Genomic DNA, 20,767 nt, shown 5'->3' on the forward strand with positions numbered 1-20,767 from the left:
CAAATAGCGGCGCCACTCTAACAGAGGCGGCCTTACTTCGTTAGTCTATAAACGTCACCCGGCTTGAGGCGGAGTCCTTCGAGCTTCCGTCGTTGCTTCTCCGTCAATTCGATATCCACAATCTCCGCTGTCCAGCCCTCTGGCACCTCCGTGAGAACCAACGTCAGGGCCTGATCTGGCTTAGCTAGAGCAATCCAACGCTGCTTGGTTGGACCGTCCGTCGACAGTTCGTCGGCGGTGACCTCCACGACGGTAAACGAGTTTCCGAACGACTCTGCCATAGCAAGAGAATACTGTAGCAGTCGCGTTTGTTTCTAGCTCTGTGGGCCATCAGGCCTGCGCACAGGGCCGGCTAGAAACCTGTAGGTCGGCACCCAAGCTGAGTTCCAGGTTTCCAGCGTTGCCCCACAGAGGGAGCATTCAAAGCTGCTGATTTCGCGGGTTGGGGCGATCGACTCGCTTCTGTCGTAGACGGCTCCGCACTGGCAGGTTCGGTGGTGAGATTCCATGTTCTACTTATGCGCCTCAAAACCAAAACAGGCCACCTAGCAAATCAAACTAGGCCACTGAGGCCGGAAACGGGCCAGCCCCCAGCCTTGTATGGGAACAGATCGGCAATCTCGGAACTTTTCCCGAACTAAGACGCCGACCAAATGACCCAATGTCCCTAACGGGTCAAAAGTCGCCAATGCCGAGACCAAACTGAGCGACTTCGGCTCTTCGCCAATCAGCCGACGGCGATGGTCGAGCGGACTTCAGCTAAGGGTCAATCGCGTCGCTTCGGCGCGCTGCCAACCACTTCCGGTTTCTCATAAACACCGGACGCGCCGCTGCTCGCTAGGGCTCGCGAGATTCGTTTACCGAGTCTTCACGGCGGACCTCTTCTGGGATTTCACGCAGGAAGCTCTGCCCTTTTTGTAAACGGCGCCCGAGCGCCTCGACAAATCCCTCAAAGCGTTCCCGGCCTTTTGCCTGGGCAGCAGGCTGTGCGTCGTTAGGCAATGGCGGCGTAATCGTCAGCCAGAAGCGGATGAAGAGGGCCAAAGTCTCGGCCGTCAGACCGACGTCACGCTCCAGCCGTTGCATCTGACGCGATAAACGGTCCAGGCGCCGGGTAAACGCCGCCTCCCGCCTGTCCGCGCCGTCCGGCGATAGAAATGACGCCCGCTTCCACGATCGCAGATCGGGAGAGCTTTTTGCGATCGGCGAGATCAGAGATCTGCTTCAGAAGCTCCGGCGGGAAATACACGTTCATCCGGTCGCGCATGTGTCTCAGAGCTCCATGCCGTCATTTGGGTCGAGCGCGACTTGACGGACGACACCTCGCATCTGTTGTCGTATCAGCCGAGATTGACGGACCGCGTCCTCATCGTCGTCAAGAACGACGGCAAATTCCTCTACCGGCGTCGGCTCGGTCGTCTCCTTGACGATCGCAACGTGATCGGGCAGTTCGGGCTCTCGGCGAAGACCACTATTCGCCGTGTCTTCCCCTGCCTGCGCGGCTTTGTCAGTCGGCTCCGGCGCCAGCGTTCCGAGCGTTGACCATCCGTCCGTTCGCGATGATCGACCCGACAGCGCCGGATCAGGCGGTGGCAAGACCCGCTCGGTAAACCGCCGATCCTCATAGTACCGGGCTTTCTTCGCCCGGATCGGCGGCGTGCCCGCCACCATGACGATCTCATCCATCGGCGGGAGCTGCATGACCTCGCCGGGGGTCAGCAGCGGCCTTGCCGTCTCCTGACGTGAGACCATGAGGTGCCCCAGCCAGGGGTTCAACCTGTGGCCCGCATAGTTCTTCATCGCCCGCATCTCGGTCGCCGTCCCCAGCGCGTCGGACACCCGCTTGGCGGTCCGCTCGTCATTGGTCGCAAAGCTGACCCGGACGTGGCAGTTGTCGAGAATGGCGTTGTTAGGCCCATAGGCCTTCTCGATCTGATTGAGCGATTGCGCGATCAGAAAGCTTTTGATGCCATAACCTGCCATGAAGGCGAGCGCGGACTCGAAGAAATCGAGCCGCCCAAGCGCAGGGAACTCGTCAAGCAGCATCAGGACTCGATGCCGGCGGTCGCGAGCGTGCAAGTCCTCGGTCAGCCGCCGGCCGATCTGATTCAGCACCAGGCGGATCAATGGTTTGGTCCGCGAGATATCGGAGGGCGGCACCACGAGGTACAGCGTCGTCGGGCGGAGATCCGCAATCAGGTCCGCGATCCGCCAATCGCAACGGCAGGTCACCTGGGCCACTACGGGATCTCGGTACAGCCCGAGGAACGACATGGCGGTGGACAGGACACCAGAGCGCTCATTGTCCGATTTGTTCAGGAGCTCGCGGGCGGTCGAGGCGACCACGGGATGAGCACCATGCTCGCCAAGGTGCGGCGTAGTCATCATTGCCTTTAACGTCGCCTCGATCGGCCGTTTGGGGTCGGACAGGAACGCGGCCACACCGGCCAGGGTCTTGTCCGCCTCGGCATAGAGGACGTGGAGGATGGCCCCGACCAGGAGCGAATGACTGGTCTTCTCCCAATGGTTTCGTTTATCGAGCGAGCCTTCGGGGTCGACCAGGACGTCGGCCACGTTCTGGACGTCGCGAACCTCCCACTCCCCACGCCGGACCTCGAGCAGCGGGTTGTAGGCCGACGATTTCGGGTTGGTCGGGTCGAACAACAGGACCCGGCCATGCCGCGAACGGAAGCCGGCGGTCAGTTGCCAGTTCTCGCCCTTGATGTCGTGAACGATGGCCGAGCCTGGCCAGACCAGTAACGAGGGAACAACGAGACCGACGCCCTTGCCGGACCGGGTGGGCGCGAAACACAACACGTGCTCCGGCCCGTCATGGCGAAGGTAGTCGCCGTCGAGTTTGCCCAGCACCACGCCATCGGGACCGAGAAGCCCGGCGGCTTTCGCCTCCTCCGGACTGGCCCAGCGCGCAGAACCATAGGTCTCGACGTTCTTCGCCTCACGCGCCCGCCAGACCGACATGCCGATCGCCACCGCAATCGAAATGAAGGTCCCCGACGCCGCGATGAAGGCTCCCTCGACAAAGACCTGAGGCGCATACGCGTCGTAGACGAACCACCACCAGAAAAAGACCGGCGGGTAGTAGACTTTCCAACCCAGCAGTTCGAACCAGGGCCGGCCAAGCTCCGGTTGGTAGGCGAGCCGCCACGCCGTCCATTCGGTTGCTCCCCAGATCGCCAGCAGAACGATCAAGCCGACAACGATCACCTGACCCCAGAGGATCTTGGTTCCGGACATCCCGAACGCCCTTCCGCTACTGCATTGGTGAGATGGTTAGAGGCCCAGGTCGCGCTTGCGACCAAAGCCCCATTCGATGCCACCGCCGTCTTTCACAACGCCGGCGACGTGCTGGCCGAATTTCGTTTCGAGCTCGCGCGACCAGGGCACGAGTTGGAAGCCGAGCCCGTTGTCGATCATGGCGAATCGCCCGGAGGCGAGCGTCAGGCGCTGGCGATAGGTGCCCGCTACATGTTCACCGGAGGCGGACTTCACATGAGGCAGGCCCGTGTTGGCCGAGACTTTTGCCGCCACCTCGTCGAGCTCGCGCCGGCGCAAGGTATCCAGGAGGTCACGCTGCAGGATGATGCGCTGTCCCTGCCGCCGCGCCAGACCTTGCTGAACCAGATGCTCGGTGCGAGCTTCCATGGCGTGGCGGGTCTCGCGACCGAATCCGCCCATGGCGAGCGGCACCGGATCACGTTCGACCAGTCGGTGGTCCAGCCAGGTGGCGCCTTTCGCGGTGACCTGATCGGCAAGATCGAGATCGGAACGGATCGCGAGCACCAAGGTGGGGCGTGGATCGCCGGCGTGACCGAAGCGTCGGACTTCAACGATGCCGCCGACGGGCGGCGCATGTTCGAAGGCGTCGATTCCTCGGAAGCGGACGTGGTGAGCGCGTCCGTCTGTTCCATCGATCAGGGCGTAGGCCTCACCCGTCAATTCGTCATGCAATCCCCGATCGACGAGTCGTCCGATGATATGGGACGATGGCTGTCCACCCTCGATGACGTAGTCGGCAACGCCGCGCGCTTCCCCGCGCTCGGTAAAGGCGCGGTGCATGGTCTTGATGATGTCGCCGCGCATGCCGAGGTCGCGCAAGCTGCGCTCGGCCTCGAGCCCGACCATCCATTCCCCCGGCGCGGCGGATGCCGCGAAGCCCATCTTCTCCAGATGCTGAAGGCGGCCAACCATCAGGCGCCGGATCTCGGGATCGGAGCTGCCGGGATTTTCGGGGCGAAGATCGATGTAGCCCGTCTCATCTGCGGCCAGTCGGACCTCCCGATCGAGCCGTGTCCATCGCTCTGCCGTAACTTCTCTCTCCAGCGAATTGCGGATCTCGTGCTCAGGTTTCGGACCGAGCTCGATGCCAACCAGCTCCTCGGCCCGTGAGCGCAGGCCCTGGCTGATGTAGTCGCGGGAGATCACGAGATCGGCCCCTTCCTCATCGACTCCCCGAACAAGGAGATGGACGTGGGGATTGTCCGTGTTCCAGTGATCGACAGCCACCCAGTCGAGCCGCGTGCCGAGGTCCGTCTCCATCTGTTTGGCGAGATCGCGGGTGAAGGCCTTAAGGTCGCTCATGTCGCCCGCGTCCTCAGGCGAGACGATGAACCGAAAATGATGCCGGTCATCCTGGCACCGCTCGGCGAAAGCGGCGGCATCGACACGATCACTGCCGGCATCGAACATCTCGGCCCGCTCGCCGCTTCGGGTTACCCCATCGCGCTTCAGGTATGAAAGATGGGCTGTCAGCGGCGCCGAGCGAAACGAACGTCCCTTATGGCGAACGACCCGCGCCTTCACCACAACGCGCCGCGCCGAACTGAACAATCGGCCCCGACTAAAGGCGAGCCGGCCGCGGCCAAAGGTCGAGCGCCCATAGGCCGCAGAACGCTTGCCAGCCGCAGCCTGACCAGAGGTATGTCCAGCCTTCTTTGCGGCGCGTAGCACCTGGTTGATAAAACTCTTCTGCTTCGGCGCGCGAGTGCTGCGGATGCGCCCAGGCCGAATGCGCAGATCGCTGTCGCCGACGGTCATGGCCGAGCCTCGAACAGCACTAAAACAGCTACAGTGCCGAAAATGCCCTTGATTACATTGTTCAAAACGCAAGGCGCGGCACGCGCCCCGACCGACCGGCACGCCAGAAACCAAGCCATGCCAATGGCTTGCGGTTCGACCGGCGAGCCCCTTTTATCTCGCCTTCCTAATCGGGCGTGCAAAGTCAACCCACGCCTACGCTTTTCTGCGACTTTCTGCATTTCAATCATCACGCACTCCTTGCAACAACAACGCACACACCTCACCAAAGCCGCGACCGCGGTTTGCATTCTCCAGGCGGGGTCCATGCGTTCCTTCGCGTTCAGCACCATGGCCGTCGCATGCTCTTCATCGGGTTCGTAAACAGGGCTGTCCAAGCAATCAGTCGCTCTCATCACGTAGGACGGAAGCAGGCAAGAAATAGCGGACATTCCCCGTTTCGCGGCCCCGCCAGGGGACGCTCACCGCGCGCGCGGATCTCTAATTGTTGCTCCTCCTCAGCATGCCGGCTGCAACACCAGCGCTCATCCTCCGTGATCCCACAGCAGTTACTGCGCGGGCTTCAAACGCAATCGTTGCGTGACCTTGGCGCCGAAGCCGACGTGGAAGTCGGTCTCATTGACCCACATCCTGTGCAGGATGCTCGCGAGCTTGCGTGCGACCGCAACGATCGCGCACAACATGCTCGACCGTTTGGCGATCCGCAGGCCCCAGGCTCGCAGTGCCGACCATTTCCTGACCCGCAACAGAAGGCTCGCTGCCGCCTCGCAGAGCGCCTCGCGAACCGCAATGTCACCCTGTTTGGTAATCCGGCCTTCGTAGTCGATGGAGGTTCCAGATTGATGACGTCTTGGCGTCAAGCCAAAATGCGCACCAACTGTCCGGGATCGTGCAAAACGAAGGGGATCATCAACGCCGACCTTAAACGAAAGCGCCGCAACGGGACCAACGCCGGGCACGGTCATCAGCCGACGACAAATTGCATCATGCTGGACCACCTGCAGAAGCACCTTATGCAGTCTTCGCAGCCCTCGAAGAGCGATCGCCGAACATCCAACATTGTCTCGATCATCAAGGTAAATACCGGATCGCTGTGCTCGAGCAGCTCGCGGACCCGTGCTTTGTAACCGCCTCGGCCGACCGCCCCGACCAGCAAGCCGTAAGCCCTGAGCGTACCACGAACGTGATTCTCGACATCGATCAGCTTGCGCTTGAGCAACTTCCTGTTCGCCAGCAACGAACGCATCTTCTGCATCTCGATATTCTTGACATGGACCGCGCGGTACCAACCCAGTCGCATCATCTGCGCAATGCCGCGGGCATCATTGCGATCAGTTTTGTTGCGCATGGTCGACAGCGAGACACGCATGTGGCGCGCTTCGACAACAACGATCGGAACCCCAGTCGGCTGCAGTTCACGGTACAACCAGATACCAAGCGATGACGCCTCGACTCCCACTCTATCGAGGCGATCCGCGTAGCTCCCCAAAGCGGAGCGGATCGCCTCCGGCTCCGTGCTGAGCTTCACTTCGCGGACCGTGAGGCCCTCGTTATCGACGACGCAAGGGCTGGTTTCCTCAAGACCGACGTCCAATCCAACGTAGAGTTTCATCGGAGCTCTCCCTTGTGGCAACGACGTTCCAAGTCGTTGCACCTGGCTCCGGATTCGGCCACGGCCGCGCTATCCCCGTGCACCGGTATCTCGAAGCCCGATTTGAAGAGCCGTCCTGTCGTCGTGGTTTCCCGGCCGCTGACTCCGACGGCCCAACCTCCAAGCCAACTCGGTGCTCGCGGCGATTTGCGACAAAATGCAGTCGTGGTCATTGCGGTAGATCCTTCAATCGCGCCTGCCCGAACACGTCGGCTGGTGGCCAATTCATCGCGAAAGAGCCGCCGCGACTTGGCAGCTGACTTGCGAAGCCCCACTGTTTCCGAGTGTTGCGATAGCGATCGTTACCCGAAAGGCCGAGACACCCGAAGGGTGGCTCGGTGAGGAGCGAAGCGACGAGTAGAGCGTGGACCGAAGGCATCGCCCGTACGCCCTCGGCACGTGCCACTTGCTCGGTGAAGCACGCCATGGCTTGCGAACTCCCGAATCCGATCGAGGGACGAACACGCCAATCGACCGGGGAACCATGGGCGAAACATCGGGCGCGAAGATTGCGGTCGTGACACCGCCCGGCGGCATGAGCGCCAGCAATCGATCGCGCGGCTTCATGAGATCGGATCGTGTGACGAATAGCGTCGCAACTGCTGATGACTGTCCGCTTGACGTCCACCTCGGCGGCAGTTCGATGGCAATCAGATTTGCAAGTTTTGCGACGTATGCTCGCGTCTCGCCTGGCAGAGAGACGCCCGCGAGATGCTCTTTGTAGCGAGTTGGTCCCGCATTGTACGCGGCAAACACGCCAGGCGAGCCATACCGATCGAGCAGTTCGCGCAGATAGGCTGTGCCGGCCAGAATGTTGTCGTGCGGGTCGTAGGGGTCGTTCCCGAGATTGTAGCGCTCGCGAAGTTCCGCCCAAGTCGCCGGCATGATTTGCATCAGGCCCATTGCGCCTTTCGGCGATCTGGCGTGCTGGTCGCCAGCACTCTCGATACGTTGAATTGATCGGATCCAGTTCGGCGCAATCGCAAAGCGTTGTGAGGCTTCATCGATGAAACCGTCAAATGCGTGAGTGGTCTGACTGATCGCCGGCTGGGTGGCTGATCCGCTCTGGGCCAAAGCAGCGCTGTCGAACGCGGTCAGAAGAAGCATCAGGGGCACGACAGCACAAACGCGCGTGCCCAACCGACCCAAGCACGCGGTCGGGCTCACGCCAGCCCTGCAGACATCGATCGAGACAGAGGAATGATCTCGCAATCGATCGAACAAGGGAATGGCGAGGAGAACACGTCGAATGCGCACGATCACTCCTCCCACGTCCACACCGGGATCGCACGGCCGATCACGCTAGACGCCGGAAGCAATCCAAAATACCGGCCATCAAGAGAGTTGTCCGACTGCCAGTTCATCAGAAAGAGCTCGCCGTCGCCGACAACGCTGCAGCCCTGCCATTTCGGTAGCGACCTGCCTCGTCCGTCGTGATCCTTCGCCTCGCCCACCGCGACGTCATCGACCGAAATCGTGAGGCCGGTTCTGCAAACACTCTGCCCCGGAAGGGCGAGCACCCGCTTCAGCATGGGGACGCCAATGGGCAAATAGCCGTTAAGGTCGAGGAAGGTCGCGAGCGGCTCGGGCGGCTGCACGGCGACCAATTCGGTGACTTGGAATTGGTCCGCCGGTCGGAGCCGATAGAGACCGATCGGTACGCTCGCGGATGCGTTCCAGATGTAAACCGGAAGCGGCTCCAGGACGATCGTCGCGACGAGCGCAGCAGCTCCCCCGAACGTCGCGGCCAGCGTCTTCAGGCGTCCCATCATCGCATTACCCTCTGCCGGTGAAGCCAGGCCTGGTGGCGCGCTTTCGTATATGGACGCGGATTTTCGTTGACAGACAAACGGTTATGAACGTGATGCCAATGATCAGGCGCGACGTCGGCGGGATCGATGCCGAGCACCTCAACGGCATCGGTGATTTGCAGCACGCGCTCGACCTTCGGCCAGCCTGACAGGCGCAGCAGAATCTCTCCGCCGGGTGTCACATAAGGGACGGTCGAGCAGCGCTGTCCCCGAGCGACTGCGCGCAAGATGTCGATCCGCGAAATGACCGTTCCAAAGTCGTTGGACGTCCAGCGAACGAAACCAAAGATGCTGCCTGGCGCGAATGACAGGACACGTCGGTGGCGAGCAATCTTCCGTTCCTCGACGATGCAGCCGAACCGAATGCGGTTCTCGATACGCTTCTCGAGCCACAGCACTTCCACTTCGGTGAGATCGCTCATGCCGCCGCTCCCGGAGACGGGAATGGAGAGCCGTAAGCATTGGCGGCGGCGAAGCACCTATGCGGCTTCCGCCGACAAGGAGGATTGACGCCCCGCGGTTGCCAGTCGCGTGCGATGCAGTTTCCAGCTTGGTCCGTTAGAAGAAATCCGAAGGATTTCTGGTTAGTAAAGTTAGAACGGCTGGAAAGCGCGGAGATACAAGCTCTTAAGCTCGATTTCGGTCCCCGATAGCACGAGGACTGGGTCCCCGATAGCACGAGGGCTGCGGTCCCCGATAGCACGAGCTGATTCATAGGTTTTCCTCCGAATTTGGAATGAGACCGCGGCGGCGCAAGCGTGCCGTTAAGGGATCAATAGGCGGCGTAGGTGCGAAGTTCAGTCGTTCGCTGCCGTTCCGGTCGCGCGTGAGCACGAGCTGATAGCCGGGCAATGTCTGGCGCTGGACGATCTGGCGCACGTCGTATGCAAAATGTTTGAGCGGCGAGAGGCTGCCGGACTTGGCATGGAGATGCACAAGATCGAAACTCCAGCCGCCCTCCTGCCGACCGCCGTGCTTGCGCACAAGACGGTACAGCCAGCGCTCAAGTCCGCCCGTCAGATCGAAATAGGCGCGATCGATCGTGAGCACGAGCGCGTCGTCGATGACGCCGGCATAGAACCAATCAGGCAGGATCAGTTCGAGCCCGAATGGACGTCCGTTTGCATCCGCTGTCTCCTTCCACTCGTTGATCCAGGAGAAGCGATGCCGTCGTCGCTCTGTCGGCTGGCGGATCGATGTCAGCACGGTCGTTGACTGAAGTCTGTCGAGACCAGCCTTCAGCCGATCATAGTCGCGCACGCTGGTGCCGCGGCCGACAAACGTCAGAATCTCGTATGGCGTCGCAGCCATCAAGCGCGAAGTCTTCAAGCCCGCGTCTCGCGCTTCAACGATCTGCGACGCAGCCCAGATCAGGACATCTGCATCCCAGATGGTCGCCATGCCGTGTTCCGGCACCGCTTCGACACGAATGGCGATTGCGCCCGCGCGGAAATCGATCGGCACAACGCGTTTGGTCTTTGCCAGCGAAAAGAACGGATATGCCATCAAATCCTGCGCGTCGCGCGGCGCGAGATCGCCGGGCAGCGCACGAAACAGTTCCAGTTGATGACGTTCGGAAAGTGGTTTGCGTCGCATCGCCAGTGCTCTTTTCCTGACGATCAGCGACGTTCCTGGCCCGCATACGGGCGCAAGGTCGGATGCTTCTTGGCAGGCAACACGGTCCCCTTGCCGGGATCGGACGTCGACGTTTTGGCGCCGAGATCGGCCCATGCCTTCAGGTCATCGAGCGCGTAAACGACGCGACCGCCGATCTTCCGGTAGGTCGGCCCGGTGCCGTAGGTGCGGTGCTTTTCCAGCGTCCGGCCGGAAAGACCGAGGAATCGCGCGGCTTCGGGCGTGCGCAAGTATCGCGGCGGCAAGCCGGCGTTCGGATCGGGCATTTGAGAAGCTCCGTGACCATCTGGAGCGCCGGTGCGAACAGCGGCGCGTCGACGGTCACCATCGCGGAGAAGGGCCGCGAAGGGGGATGCCGATGTTTGCGGGGTACGTTTTCGATACCCCCTGACTGCAGGTGCTATTTGTCCTTGCGCTTGGGACGCAGCAATTCGCGATAGCGGCCGCGCATCAATGCGAGGCCGCCTTGAACGAGGCGAATCGTGCGATTGCGCAGGTCGTGCGTTTTCCAGGCGCGATCGGGGATACGCTTTTTGCCAAACAGATGTTCGGCAATTACACGGTAAGTGCTTCCGGCCGCGTGCGCGTCGAGCGCGCGGATGGTGGCGCTTAATCGCTCGCGTCTCTGTTTGGACAGCTCGTGAAAGGCCGGTCCCGGCCTGCGCCCATGCATCGCTCGCCACAGCCGTCGGGCTGCATAAGCGCGTGCATCGAAATCGCCATCAAACGGCAACTCCGCCACATAGTGGGCGCCGATCGCTGGCGGCTCTTTCAGCCAGACACGATGCTCCACTGCGCCGACACGAAGGATGGCGTGCCATCCATCGGCGGCGCGCCGTACCCGCCCGGCTGCAAGATCTAGCAGTGGCTGAGGTGTGCCACCGTTGAAGGGCAACGCGACCGGCGCGACTGGAACGACAGTCGGCAGGACCTCGGGCGCCCAATAGATGACCTGCTGGCCAAAGGACCCATGCGGCTCATGTGCGAAAGCAGATACCCCATCTCCTCCGGAATTCCGGCGTCACTTCAGCGTCGCTATCGTTTGCGATCATCGCCTCGTAGTCGCGTTGGTAGTCGACATTGCGGCGCAGGCATTCCCAGGCGATGTCGGTGATGTCAGCTTCTTGTAGACTCTTGTAAGACTCCGGCGACCGCCAGTCGAATTCAGGCATTGCTTCCGCCCCATTGCACAAAGCTAAGGATTGCGGCGCAATAATTCTGATCGATTGGGTTGTAGGAAGCCCCTACTTTGGCACCACGTGGTGCACTGGGATGACCACCGATCAGCCGAAGAAAATTGTGTTCTCGACAGGCATAACGCCGGTGGATTTTTTCTATTTCGAGCCAGCACCGCGCAAGAGACGTCCTTGTTCTGTAACCCACTTAGCGCGCTTAAGATGAGTCAGGTATGCGTTGCGCGCGCGATCGGGTTCCTGCTCCGGATCGATATGCAACACTATTCGTGCGATCTCCCTCCAGTCGGCCCCCTCGCTTTCGGCCTGCAAAAGACGCGTGTACGTCACGACGTGCTGCTCGTCATAGACCGTCAGCGCCGAATCGGTCGGCGCGACATCCGCGACGTCAGGGTCTAGCTCCGGCTTCGTCATGAGTATCCCAGCAAACGGCGAATGATTCTAATCTATCGAGGCCCTCGTACAATCCCGCAGGTCTCACTTTAGCCCCATTCCGACTCCTGCGGCCAGCGAAGGAGCCCTAATACATATTATAGGAGATAAACCTCATAGTATGTAAAGCCGCAACTTGCGCGTATGGACATGCGCAAGTTGGTCGGGCGGAATTTCGCAAGACTGCGGAAGCAGAAGCGCTTCACGCAGGAGAAATTCGCCGAAGCGTCCGGCTTCACGCAGCAATATATCAGTGACCTGGAGCGCGGCCGCCGTAATCCAACTGTCGTAACCCTGTTTGAACTCGCCAGCACATTGGGCGTCAGCCACGTCGATCTCGTCCTGCCTGACGAAGAGGCGCGCGCCGAACGAACAAAGTCTTCCAAACGGAAGTAATTGGATCTGAGCAGCCCATCTCAATAGTGGTAGATGCTTGCTTTCGCGAGCCGAGCAGAAGGCTCTGCGAGCGCCGGACACGGCACGCGTCATCGCCGCCGGGCCGGCTTGCCGACCGGCGGCGATGGATAGGCTAGAGGGGCAGACCGAATAGCCGATAAGGGGGCAGAGCGGCTCGATCTGCCGGAGTCTTCACTGCGAGATGCGCGCCTGAGATTGAGAAGCCCCGCCCGGCGGACCGGACGGGGCTCTGTTGGCGAGCCTCAGTCGCCGTTCTTGCGCGGCCGCGACCAGATCAGGGTGTAGCCGTCACCTTCCTCGTCGTCGAACAGGTTCGCGTAGATCGGCGCGTTGAACGAGGGATCGTCGAGCTTGAGCGAGAGGTAGTCGCGGCCCTCCTCGGAACGCTTCGACCAGGCGGCCCCGATCTCGGCCCGGCCGACGAAGATGCGGTGGCTCGGGGCATTCTCGTTGGAGCGGTTGGTCTCGGGCACGATCCGAACGCCCTTGGTCTGGAGGCTGAGGGTGACGATCTCGCCCTGGAAGTCGCTGCCGACCTTCTTGAAAGAACCGATGTTAGCCATGTTACTTCTCCTTGCTGTTTCGAGCCGCGACCACCGCGGCCTCGATGGCGATCTACAGGCCGAAGACGATCGACGACGCACCCGCCCGCGGGCCGGAGCGCAGCGAAGGACGCCAGCGGGGCGACTTTCTTGTTTCGCGAGGAATGGGCGTAGCCCAGGGGAAGAAAGTCGACACACGGCGTTGCGTTCAGGCGATCGAGGCGCAGCCGCTCTTCGGCCAGATCAAGCCATCAAGAGGCCACGGGGTCCGTGCGCTAAACAGCATCCTCGGAAGAAGTCGTGGCGAATATCGGTTGTGCTGCACAAGAAGTCGCTGCGTTCAGGCGAAGGGACGGAAACAAAAGCGAAGGAATAGGTCGGCTCGACTGCCTTGAACAATCCGCGATGAGATGCCCCTGCCGGCGTTGCCTCGTGCCGGGACGTCAGGCGTTAGCTAGCAATCGTTTCGGAACGGGCCGCACCATCGATGATTGATCACACGACCACCAACGCTTCGACCATAGAGAACCTCGCCCGACGAGATAGAGGCTTATCCCTGCCGCGTCGTGGCAGTGAGAGCCGGCTGAGATCCGTTCGGCAAAGCCTCGGCCGGTCGCAGGGGGTCGGCAAAGATTGTCATCCGCGTCCAGGCCGTGCCGCCGACCGCTATAGCGCCGATCCAGACAAACGCGTCGCGCCATGGCAATGAAGGCACTCCAATTTGCGATAAGCCATGAACGACGTTATAGCCCGCGACGGCCGCCGGAACAGCAAAAGCGGCGGCGATCACGGCACGAAGAAGCGTGGATCGAGTCAAAGCAAACGCCGTTTGCCCAATGAAGAGAGTGAGCACACCTGCAATAATGGCGACACAGAACGCTATGGCGACACCCGCGCCACCGTGTATCGCTGCCAGCCATGCAGAAAGCGCAACGAAGAATGGAAACGCATAGATAGCGAGTGTGAAAATCAGCCAGCAGAACAGGCCGATGCCAAGCATATTGAGAATGAGTCCAAGGATAAGCATGGTGGTGGCTCCACGACAAAAGATATGACGGTCGCGCCTTCCACCACTACCACGGCGCGGTTGAGACTATAACGAAGACAAGCGGCTGCGGGAACAATTATCCTCTTTGGCCGTGCACGACAAAAGAACAACCACTCTGCTTGCCTCAAATCGGCGGAGTTTAAGAGAACTGCAGTCGTGTGAGTTGCTTAGATGAGGAAGCGCCGGTGGAGCGGCGCTTACGCGCCGCCAAACTTCCAGACGGGAACACCGAGCTTCTTCGCCTTGTCGGCAAGGTTGTCCTGTATCCCGGTGCCCGGGAAGTGCATGACGCCGATCGGAAGCGCCGCGAGCATGGCGTCGTTGCGCTTGAACGGAGCTGCCTTGGCATGCTTGGTCCAGTCCGGCTTGAATGCGATCTGCGGAACCCTGCGGTTAGCGGCCCATTTGGCAACGATCAGTTCGGCGCCCTTCGGCGAGCCACCATGGAGAAGCACCATGTCCGGGTGCTTGGCGTGGACCTTGTCGAGACGGTCCCAGATCAGGGCGACGTCGTTGAAATCGAGTCCGCCGGTGAGCGCAATCTTGGGTCCCGATGGCAACATCGTCTCGGTCTCCGCGCGGCGCTTGGCTACGAGGAAATCGCGGCTGTCGATGACAGCGGATGTGAGTGCGCGATGATTGACCAGTGATCCAGTGCGGGGGCGCCAGGGTGAGCCGGTGTGAACCTCGAATTGGTCTGTTGCCAGGTCGCGGAACAGTTCCATGGCGTTGCGCCGTTCGATCATCGTGATGCCTTCAGCCGTGAGCCGTTCCAGTTCGACTGACCGCACCTCCGAGCCATTCTGCTCGCGCTGGCTCTTCTGCTGCGCCTGTTCGTTGTCGTCGAGTTCGCGCTCGATGCGACCCGTGGCGCGGTGAAAGAGGTTGACGGTCGACCAGAGCAGATTCTCGAGGTCGGGTTCGAGTCGGGTGTCGCTTAGGGTCGCCACGAAAGCGTCGAAGATATCGGCGATCGCGCCAGCGATGATTTTGGCTTCGGGTAACGGCCTCGGATCGGGCTCGTCGTGGAAGGGACGGTGGCCGTAGAGCTGAAGCTCGTTGAGCGCATGAACGGTCGGGGATGAACTGTGCTGCGGTTTGAACTCGGCATCGTCGTGCTCGGTCGTCATGGTGAGAGGTCCTTTGCCGGATTGACCGCGTCCATCGCGGCCTTCGTGGCGATCACCAGACGGCGGGCGAAACGGACCAGAACCCGAAGCGCAGCGCAGGGCCGGAGCAAAGCGGAGGATGGCAGGGAGGCGGCTATTTTGTTTCGCGATGCAAAGGCGCGTAAGCGCCGGCGGAAAATAGCCGCACCTCTGCCATTGCCGGACCGGACCGCCTGCCGTCCGATCGCCCTCTAGAAGGCCGGGGACGCGGGCTCTGTCCGGCAACGCTGACCTCGAGCTGACTGGCGGTGACGAGAGCGCGTTCAAAGCGCTTGCTGTTATCCCGCGACGGTCGTCGTCGAAGGAACGAAGCGGACAACGTCCTGTGGCACAAGCTGTAAGCGCAAGGCCGCCTCAAGTTTTTCAGCGCCCAGCGTGCGCAGATCTTCGTTGAAGTCATCGAACCTGGGCGACAATGTGAACCTGGGCGACAATGTGAACGCCTCGATGCCCGCCGCTTCTGCGCGTTTCGTCAAGGTCATCGCGGCGCCCTCTCCAGCTAGATCGGCGTCGCGTGCAATGTACAGGCGGCGCACCGTCAGTGGGAGGAGCATGGCGGCGAGATGGTTGGCAGAGAGTGCCGCGGCCATCGGCAAAGTCGGCAGCACACAGCGAAGCGAAAGCATGGTCTCGATACCCTCACCTGCTGCGAGCACATCGTCAGCAGAACCAAAACGGACGGCGTTGCCCAGGAGGTCGCCCATGGCGCGTCGCGGCGTGTCGATCGGCGCCTTGCCGCGACCGGACGGGTCAAGCCAAGTGCGGTGCACGCCCGTGATCCGGCCGTCGAGGTCGGTGACACGGGCAATCATCGCCGGCCAGACTTCAGTCGGCGAGTCGTCGTTCACCCGGTAATAGCAGCGCGGATGGAAGCGCAACGCACCTTCGTGATGCACGGATGGAATGCCTCGTCGGCGCAAATAGGCTTCGACAACAGTTCGGCTGATCGACTGCGACATGCCGAACAGTCGCCGCGCTGCCTCTCGGGATCCGGGCAGGGCCTTGGTGTGTCCGGACATCCATTCGGGGGGAGGATCGGGCCGAGGCAGCTTCAAGAATCGTCGCGCCTCGTTGGCAACATCGCGGAAATCAAGCAACCCGCAACTCTCACGGATAATATCGAGCAGGTCGCCATGCTCGCCGGTCGCCGCGTCCGTCCACTTGCCCGCAGGTCCTTTGGTCGATGCAATCAACCGCACGAACATGGAGCGCCCGGGTGTATTTCTGCTATCGCCGACCAGCCAATAACGGCCCTGGCGACGGCCGTTGGAGAGGTAGTGCCGACACACCGCCTCCGCCTCGCGTGCGAGGCGGAGCGCCAATTCGGAAGCATCGCGGGGCATTATGCTGCCTCCCGCTCGGCGATGCGCTCGATCGGATAACATTCAAGCAGCCTGGCAAGGACGCCGACGCCATCTGCGTCGACTGGCACGAACATGCGCAGCTTCCAGGAGATGATCTCACTGAACAGTCCATAAGCGCGCAAACGATCGCGCATGGTGTCGGTGAAGCCAGAGAGCTCGATACGATGCGCGCCCATGACGCGGGCGCGCCGAAGTCGCAGGCCTTCGGCTAGATCGAGAACCGTGCGGCCTTCCGACAACGCCGCTAAAGCTTCTGCGGGTGCCAGTGTCGGCTGTTCGCCGAGAAGCGCGCCGGCGACCCAGGCAGACGACACCTTTCGGCCGATGATTCGCTCGCCGGCGTCGGTCTGAAGACGATAGACACGCGTCGACTCGTCAGGGAGCCGCTTCCAGATCGGCAAGAGGAGACCCGCGACGACATGAAGCGCGTTCTCGGTGAACTCCGGTACTCTCGCAAGCTCCGCCTGCCAGACGCTACTAAATCGCTCGCGATCCGTCTCGATCCAATGGCTTTCGGCCATTGCGTTGAGCGGAACGCTCAAGCTTTCCATGGGCCGGATCAATCGCGCGCGTTGCTCGATCTCACCATCATCGAGCATGAGGCTCGGCGCAGGGACCTGAACGGCCGCACGGCCGGACCGTTCGTTGGCCAGCAGGACAGCACGGCGATCAGAGAGACGGCCGAGCGCGTCGTCGAGGGACAATGGCCGGTTGCGCTCACGCTGGGTGATCGTGAGCAGCCGGGTCTCCGCGCCGGTACCAGGATGGGTGTAGATCGTGCGCCGATCGGTGACGACGAAGCTTTCCGCCCGCAGCGTCTCGAGACCGACGTCATAAATTCCGGAAGCGATGGCGCCTTCGATCCGAGTGGTGAGCAACTGCTCGAAGGCGGTGAAGAGCACGTTTTGCAGGTTGATGGTCAGCGCCAGCAGACGGTTGAGGAAGGTCGTGATCGGCGGAAGCTCATCCTTCATGCCATTGGAGTCGGTCAGCTTCAGCCCGGTTGTATCCTCGAACATCTCGAGCGAGCAGCCCTCCACTTTGCCGCGGACCAGGAGCGTATAGAGCTGACGCAAGGCGTCGCGACCGTAGCTGCTCTCCAGATTGTCCTCGGGCCGAAACAACCCCTGCCCGCCCGTCTGCCGCTGACCGCGGGTAATGGCGCCGAGCGTGTCGAGGCGGCGTGCGATGGTGCTGAGAAAGCGCTTCTCGGCTTTCACATCGGTCGCAATGGGACGAAACAGCGGAGGCTGAGCCTGGTTGGTCCTGTTCGTCCGACCGAGACCCTGGATCGCGGCATCGGCCTTCCAGCCGGGTTCGAGCAGATAGTGCACGCGCAAGCGCCGGTTTCGAGCAGACAGCTCGGCATGGTAGCTGCGCCCAGTCCCGCCGGCGTCCGAGAAGACAAGGATGCGCTTGACGTCGTCCATGAAGGCTGCGGCCTCAGTGAGGTTCGCCGAGCCGGCGCGGTTCTCAACGGTGAGGCGGTCGCTTTTGCGGATGATGCGGCGCGAGCGTCCGGTGACTTCGGCGACCATATCGGTGCCAAACCGCTGCACGATCTGGTCGAGCGAGGCAGGCACGGGTGTGAGCGAGGCAAGCTTCTCGATCAGTCTGTCGCGCCGCGCAACGGCCTCCCGGCTCTCGACGGGCTGACCATTACGATAGACTGGTCGGGACGATAGGTTGCCCTCGGAGTCGGTGAAGGGCTCGAACAGTTGGACCGGGAAGGAATGGGCGAGATAATCGAGGACGTACTCACGCGGCGTGATATCGACCTGGACGTCGTTCCACTCCTCGGTAGGTATCTCCGCAAGCCGGCGCTCCATCAGTGCTTCGCCGGTCGATACGATCTGGATCACGGCGGCGTGGCCTTCCCCAAGATCGCGTTCGATCGAACGGATCAAGGAAGGCGTCTTCATCGACGTGAGTAAATGACTGAAGAAGCGCTGTTTTGCGGACTCGAATGCCGATCGCGCCGCGGACTTCGCCTGCGCGTTGAGCGTCCCGGTCTCGCCGGTGACGTTCGCCGCCCGCATGGCGGCGTTGAGATTGTTATGGATGACGCTAAACGCACCCGCATACGCATCGTAAATGCGGATCTGCTCGCCGGTCAGCCGATGTTCGACGAGTTCGTATGCGACACCTTCGTATGAAAGGGAGCGCGCCGCATAAAGCCCAAGTGCCTTGAGGTCGCGCGCCAAAACCTCCATTGCGGCGACGCCGCCAGCCTCGATGGCCTCGACGAACTCCGAGCGGGTCGCAAATGGAAAGTCCTTGTCGCCCCACAGTCCGAGACGCTGAGCGTAGGCCAGATTGTGCACCGTGGTAGCGCCGGTTGCCGAAACGTAAACGACGCGCGCATTCGGCAGGGCGTGCTGCAGCCGAAGCCCCGCTCTCCCCTGCTGCGAGGCAGCCCCCGGACGATTGCCAGCAATCGCCTTGGGATCGCCGCGTTCGCCCTTGCTGCCCGCGGCATTCTGCATGGCGTGGCTTTCATCGAAGACAATGACGCCGTCGAAGTCGGCACCCAACCATTCGACGATCTGCCTGACGCGGGAAACCTTGTCATCGCGGGCATCGGACCGCAGCGTGGCGTAGGTGGTGAAAAGGATGCCGTGCTCCAGCCGGATCGGCGTGCCCTGGCGGAAGCGCGACAGCGGCGTCACGAGCAGGCGTTCCATGCCAAGCGCCGACCAGTCGCGCTGGGCATCCTCGATCAGCTTGTCGGATTTCGAGACCCATACCGCGCGACGGCGGCCCTTGAGCCAGTTGTCGAGCAGGATGCCGGCGACCTGACGTCCCTTGCCCGCACCAGTGCCATCGCCAAGGAACCAGCCGCGCCGGAACTGGACCGCATTGTCCGCATCTTCGCGGGCCGCGGAAACGACATCAAAGGTTTCGTCGATCGTCCATGATCCCGCGAGAAAGCCAGCATGCGCCTCGCCGGCATAGATAATGGATTCGAGTTGCGCGTCGGCTAGCAAGCCGCAGGTCGCGACATTTCCCGGAAGGTGCGGCCGATAGGAGGGGACCGGAGGCGCCACCGACGCCATGGCGGCGGATTGCACCAGCTTGGTCGGATGTGCGTGCGATCCGGGAATCCGGATCGACTGAAGTGCGTATCCCTCATAGAGCGCATCCGTGATCCGGTCCGCCTCAGCCGGTGTCCATGCGACGGTCTCATAGGTGAGTTCGATCGCCTCAGGGACAGACATCTGGGCCGCCGCGGCGGACGGGCGCGTAGCTGAGGTGCGCACCGCCCGCGGAATGGCTGGACGCTTGACCGGCGGAGCGGTAACGCTCGCCGCGAGTGGCAGCCGTGCTGGAACGTGTTTCGTGACCCAGCCAAGCAGCGTGGCAACGTCCGGCGCCACGCCGGGAGACGACGGAAATGCCCTCGTATCGTCCGCGGGTAACCGATCGATCACGGTCAGGCGCGTCTCGACCGAGGTACCGTGCTTGGCGTAGATCGAGCCGGCGATGGCGGCCGTGAAGACGACACGCCCGCGCTCCTGCAACCGGACAAAGGCGTCAGTCCAGACCGGATTGTCGGGGGAGCAATTCGCCCCGGTGATCGCGACAAGCCGGCCGCCGTCCGGGAGCCGCGCCAACGCGGACGCAATGTGCCGCAACGCTGCGTCGGACATGCGGCGATCGACATGTGCCACCGCAGAGAATGGCGGATTCATCAGCACGACGCTCGGCCGGGCGTCGGCGTCGAGATGGTCGTCGATGTGGGCTCCGTCGAACCTGGTAACGGCGCTGCCGGCAAAGAGATGGGAAAGAAGCTCCGCTCGGACTTCGGCGAGTTCGTTGAGAACGAGCGATGCGCCCGACAGTTCGGCCCAGATGGCGAGCAGACCCGTACCGGCCGACGGCTCCAGCACAATGTCCGCCGGCGTGATCGCTGCGGCAGCGCTTGCGACAAGCGCAAGCGTGATGGGTGTGCTGAACTGCTGGAGGGCTTCACTCTCTTCCGAGCGGCGCGTGTGGGTCGGAAGCAGGCCCCCGATTTTAGCGAGCATCGGCAACAGTGCGGCCGGTGAAGCGGCACGGGCGCGCATGGCCGGACCAAACTTGCGAAGGAACAGAACGGTGACCGCCTCACAGGCGTCGTAAGCCATCTTCCAGTTCCATCCGCCGTCAGCGTCGGACGCGCCAAAGGCGTTGATCATCGCCGTCCGCAACAGCGGCGCGTCGATGCGCTGACCATGCTCAAGCTGCAGAAAAAGATCGTGGGCGGCCTTGGCGATTGCGGCGGCTTTCGTCGCCGAACCGGACGCAACAGAAAGCGGCGCGGCCGCAACGGCAGCCACGGAGACGGACGTCGATGTCATGGGAACAACCTCGAGGAGCTGGGAAGGATCGAGCCGCCGCGGCGCTCTCTCGACCACGCCGGCTCAAATCCCTCCCGGCCGCCCTCTACCTCTCAAGATCCGTTGCCCCG

General features: G+C 62.0%; 16 protein-coding genes and 2 pseudogenes. 1 reads left to right on the forward strand and 17 read right to left on the reverse strand.

Annotated features, from left to right (window positions below; genetic code table 11):
- Nucleotides 1-837: 837 nt before the first annotated feature.
- The 12 genes and pseudogenes from IC762_RS30685 to IC762_RS30740 form a co-directional block, all read right to left on the reverse strand.
- Nucleotides 838-1,267: pseudogene (locus tag IC762_RS30685) on the reverse strand (CopG family transcriptional regulator).
- Between the two features lie 5 nt (nucleotides 1,268-1,272).
- Entirely contained in the window at nucleotides 1,273-3,255 is a 1,983-nt protein-coding gene (locus IC762_RS30690) for a conjugal transfer protein TraG (RefSeq protein WP_195785844.1), read from the reverse strand.
- Between the two features lie 36 nt (nucleotides 3,256-3,291).
- Nucleotides 3,292-5,055: a relaxase/mobilization nuclease domain-containing protein gene (locus IC762_RS30695; RefSeq protein ID WP_195785845.1), complete on the reverse strand. Its 1,764-nt coding sequence runs from the start codon at nucleotides 5,053-5,055 to the stop codon at nucleotides 3,292-3,294.
- Nucleotides 5,056-5,603: 548 nt separating this feature from the next.
- Nucleotides 5,604-6,667 (reverse strand): annotated as a pseudogene (locus tag IC762_RS30700) (IS110 family transposase).
- 264 nt (nucleotides 6,668-6,931) lie between these two features.
- Nucleotides 6,932-7,813, reverse strand: coding sequence for a lytic transglycosylase domain-containing protein (locus IC762_RS30705; protein WP_246801332.1), 882 nt, complete (start codon nucleotides 7,811-7,813; stop codon nucleotides 6,932-6,934).
- A 152-nt stretch (nucleotides 7,814-7,965) separates the two neighbouring features.
- Entirely contained in the window at nucleotides 7,966-8,478 is a 513-nt protein-coding gene (locus IC762_RS30710) for a S26 family signal peptidase (protein WP_195785846.1), read from the reverse strand.
- Nucleotides 8,475-8,939 (reverse strand): DUF2840 domain-containing protein, encoded by a 465-nt coding sequence (locus IC762_RS30715; protein ID WP_195785847.1) that lies wholly within the window; start codon nucleotides 8,937-8,939, stop codon nucleotides 8,475-8,477. Before IC762_RS30715 ends, IC762_RS30710 begins: the two co-directional genes overlap by 4 nt.
- A gap of 289 nt (nucleotides 8,940-9,228) precedes the next feature.
- A complete protein-coding gene (locus IC762_RS30720; RefSeq protein ID WP_195785848.1) occupies nucleotides 9,229-10,113 on the reverse strand; it encodes a replication initiator protein A in 885 nt (294 codons plus the stop codon).
- Nucleotides 10,114-10,136: 23 nt separating this feature from the next.
- Nucleotides 10,137-10,418 carry a helix-turn-helix transcriptional regulator gene (locus IC762_RS30725; protein ID WP_195785849.1) on the reverse strand — a complete coding sequence of 94 codons (282 nt, stop codon included), beginning with the start codon at nucleotides 10,416-10,418 and terminating at the stop codon, nucleotides 10,137-10,139.
- A 134-nt stretch (nucleotides 10,419-10,552) separates the two neighbouring features.
- Nucleotides 10,553-10,945 carry a DUF2285 domain-containing protein gene (locus IC762_RS30730; RefSeq protein ID WP_246801333.1) on the reverse strand — a complete coding sequence of 131 codons (393 nt, stop codon included), beginning with the start codon at nucleotides 10,943-10,945 and terminating at the stop codon, nucleotides 10,553-10,555.
- A gap of 184 nt (nucleotides 10,946-11,129) precedes the next feature.
- Nucleotides 11,130-11,324 (reverse strand): transcriptional regulator domain-containing protein, encoded by a 195-nt coding sequence (locus IC762_RS30735; RefSeq protein WP_195785851.1) that lies wholly within the window; start codon nucleotides 11,322-11,324, stop codon nucleotides 11,130-11,132.
- Nucleotides 11,325-11,486: 162 nt separating this feature from the next.
- Nucleotides 11,487-11,759, reverse strand: coding sequence for a DUF2285 domain-containing protein (locus tag IC762_RS30740; RefSeq protein ID WP_195785852.1), 273 nt, complete (start codon nucleotides 11,757-11,759; stop codon nucleotides 11,487-11,489).
- A gap of 168 nt (nucleotides 11,760-11,927) precedes the next feature.
- Between IC762_RS30740 and IC762_RS30745 the strand changes: the two genes are divergently transcribed.
- A complete protein-coding gene (locus IC762_RS30745) occupies nucleotides 11,928-12,173 on the forward strand; it encodes a helix-turn-helix domain-containing protein (RefSeq protein ID WP_246801334.1) in 246 nt (81 codons plus the stop codon).
- A gap of 263 nt (nucleotides 12,174-12,436) precedes the next feature.
- On the opposite strand, the gene IC762_RS30750 is transcribed toward IC762_RS30745, so the two are convergent.
- The 5 genes from IC762_RS30750 to IC762_RS30770 all read right to left on the reverse strand — a co-directional run bounded on the left by IC762_RS30750 (nucleotide 12,437) and on the right by IC762_RS30770 (nucleotide 20,657).
- Entirely contained in the window at nucleotides 12,437-12,757 is a 321-nt protein-coding gene (locus tag IC762_RS30750; protein ID WP_195785854.1) for a DUF736 domain-containing protein, read from the reverse strand.
- Nucleotides 12,758-13,286: 529 nt separating this feature from the next.
- Nucleotides 13,287-13,763 carry a hypothetical protein gene (locus IC762_RS30755; RefSeq protein ID WP_195785855.1) on the reverse strand — a complete coding sequence of 159 codons (477 nt, stop codon included), beginning with the start codon at nucleotides 13,761-13,763 and terminating at the stop codon, nucleotides 13,287-13,289.
- A gap of 218 nt (nucleotides 13,764-13,981) precedes the next feature.
- Nucleotides 13,982-14,914, reverse strand: a complete 933-nt coding sequence (locus tag IC762_RS30760) for a DUF2493 domain-containing protein (protein ID WP_195785856.1) — start codon at nucleotides 14,912-14,914, stop codon at nucleotides 13,982-13,984.
- Nucleotides 14,915-15,231: 317 nt separating this feature from the next.
- Nucleotides 15,232-16,296: a DUF7146 domain-containing protein gene (locus IC762_RS30765; protein WP_195785857.1), complete on the reverse strand. Its 1,065-nt coding sequence runs from the start codon at nucleotides 16,294-16,296 to the stop codon at nucleotides 15,232-15,234.
- On the reverse strand, nucleotides 16,296-20,657 hold the full coding sequence (locus IC762_RS30770; RefSeq protein WP_195785858.1) for a strawberry notch-like NTP hydrolase domain-containing protein: 4,362 nt from the start codon (nucleotides 20,655-20,657) through the stop codon (nucleotides 16,296-16,298). Before IC762_RS30770 ends, IC762_RS30765 begins: the two co-directional genes overlap by 1 nt.
- Nucleotides 20,658-20,767: the final 110 nt, after the last annotated feature.

Source organism: Bradyrhizobium genosp. L, from assembly GCF_015624485.1.
Classification (GTDB): domain Bacteria; phylum Pseudomonadota; class Alphaproteobacteria; order Rhizobiales; family Xanthobacteraceae; genus Bradyrhizobium.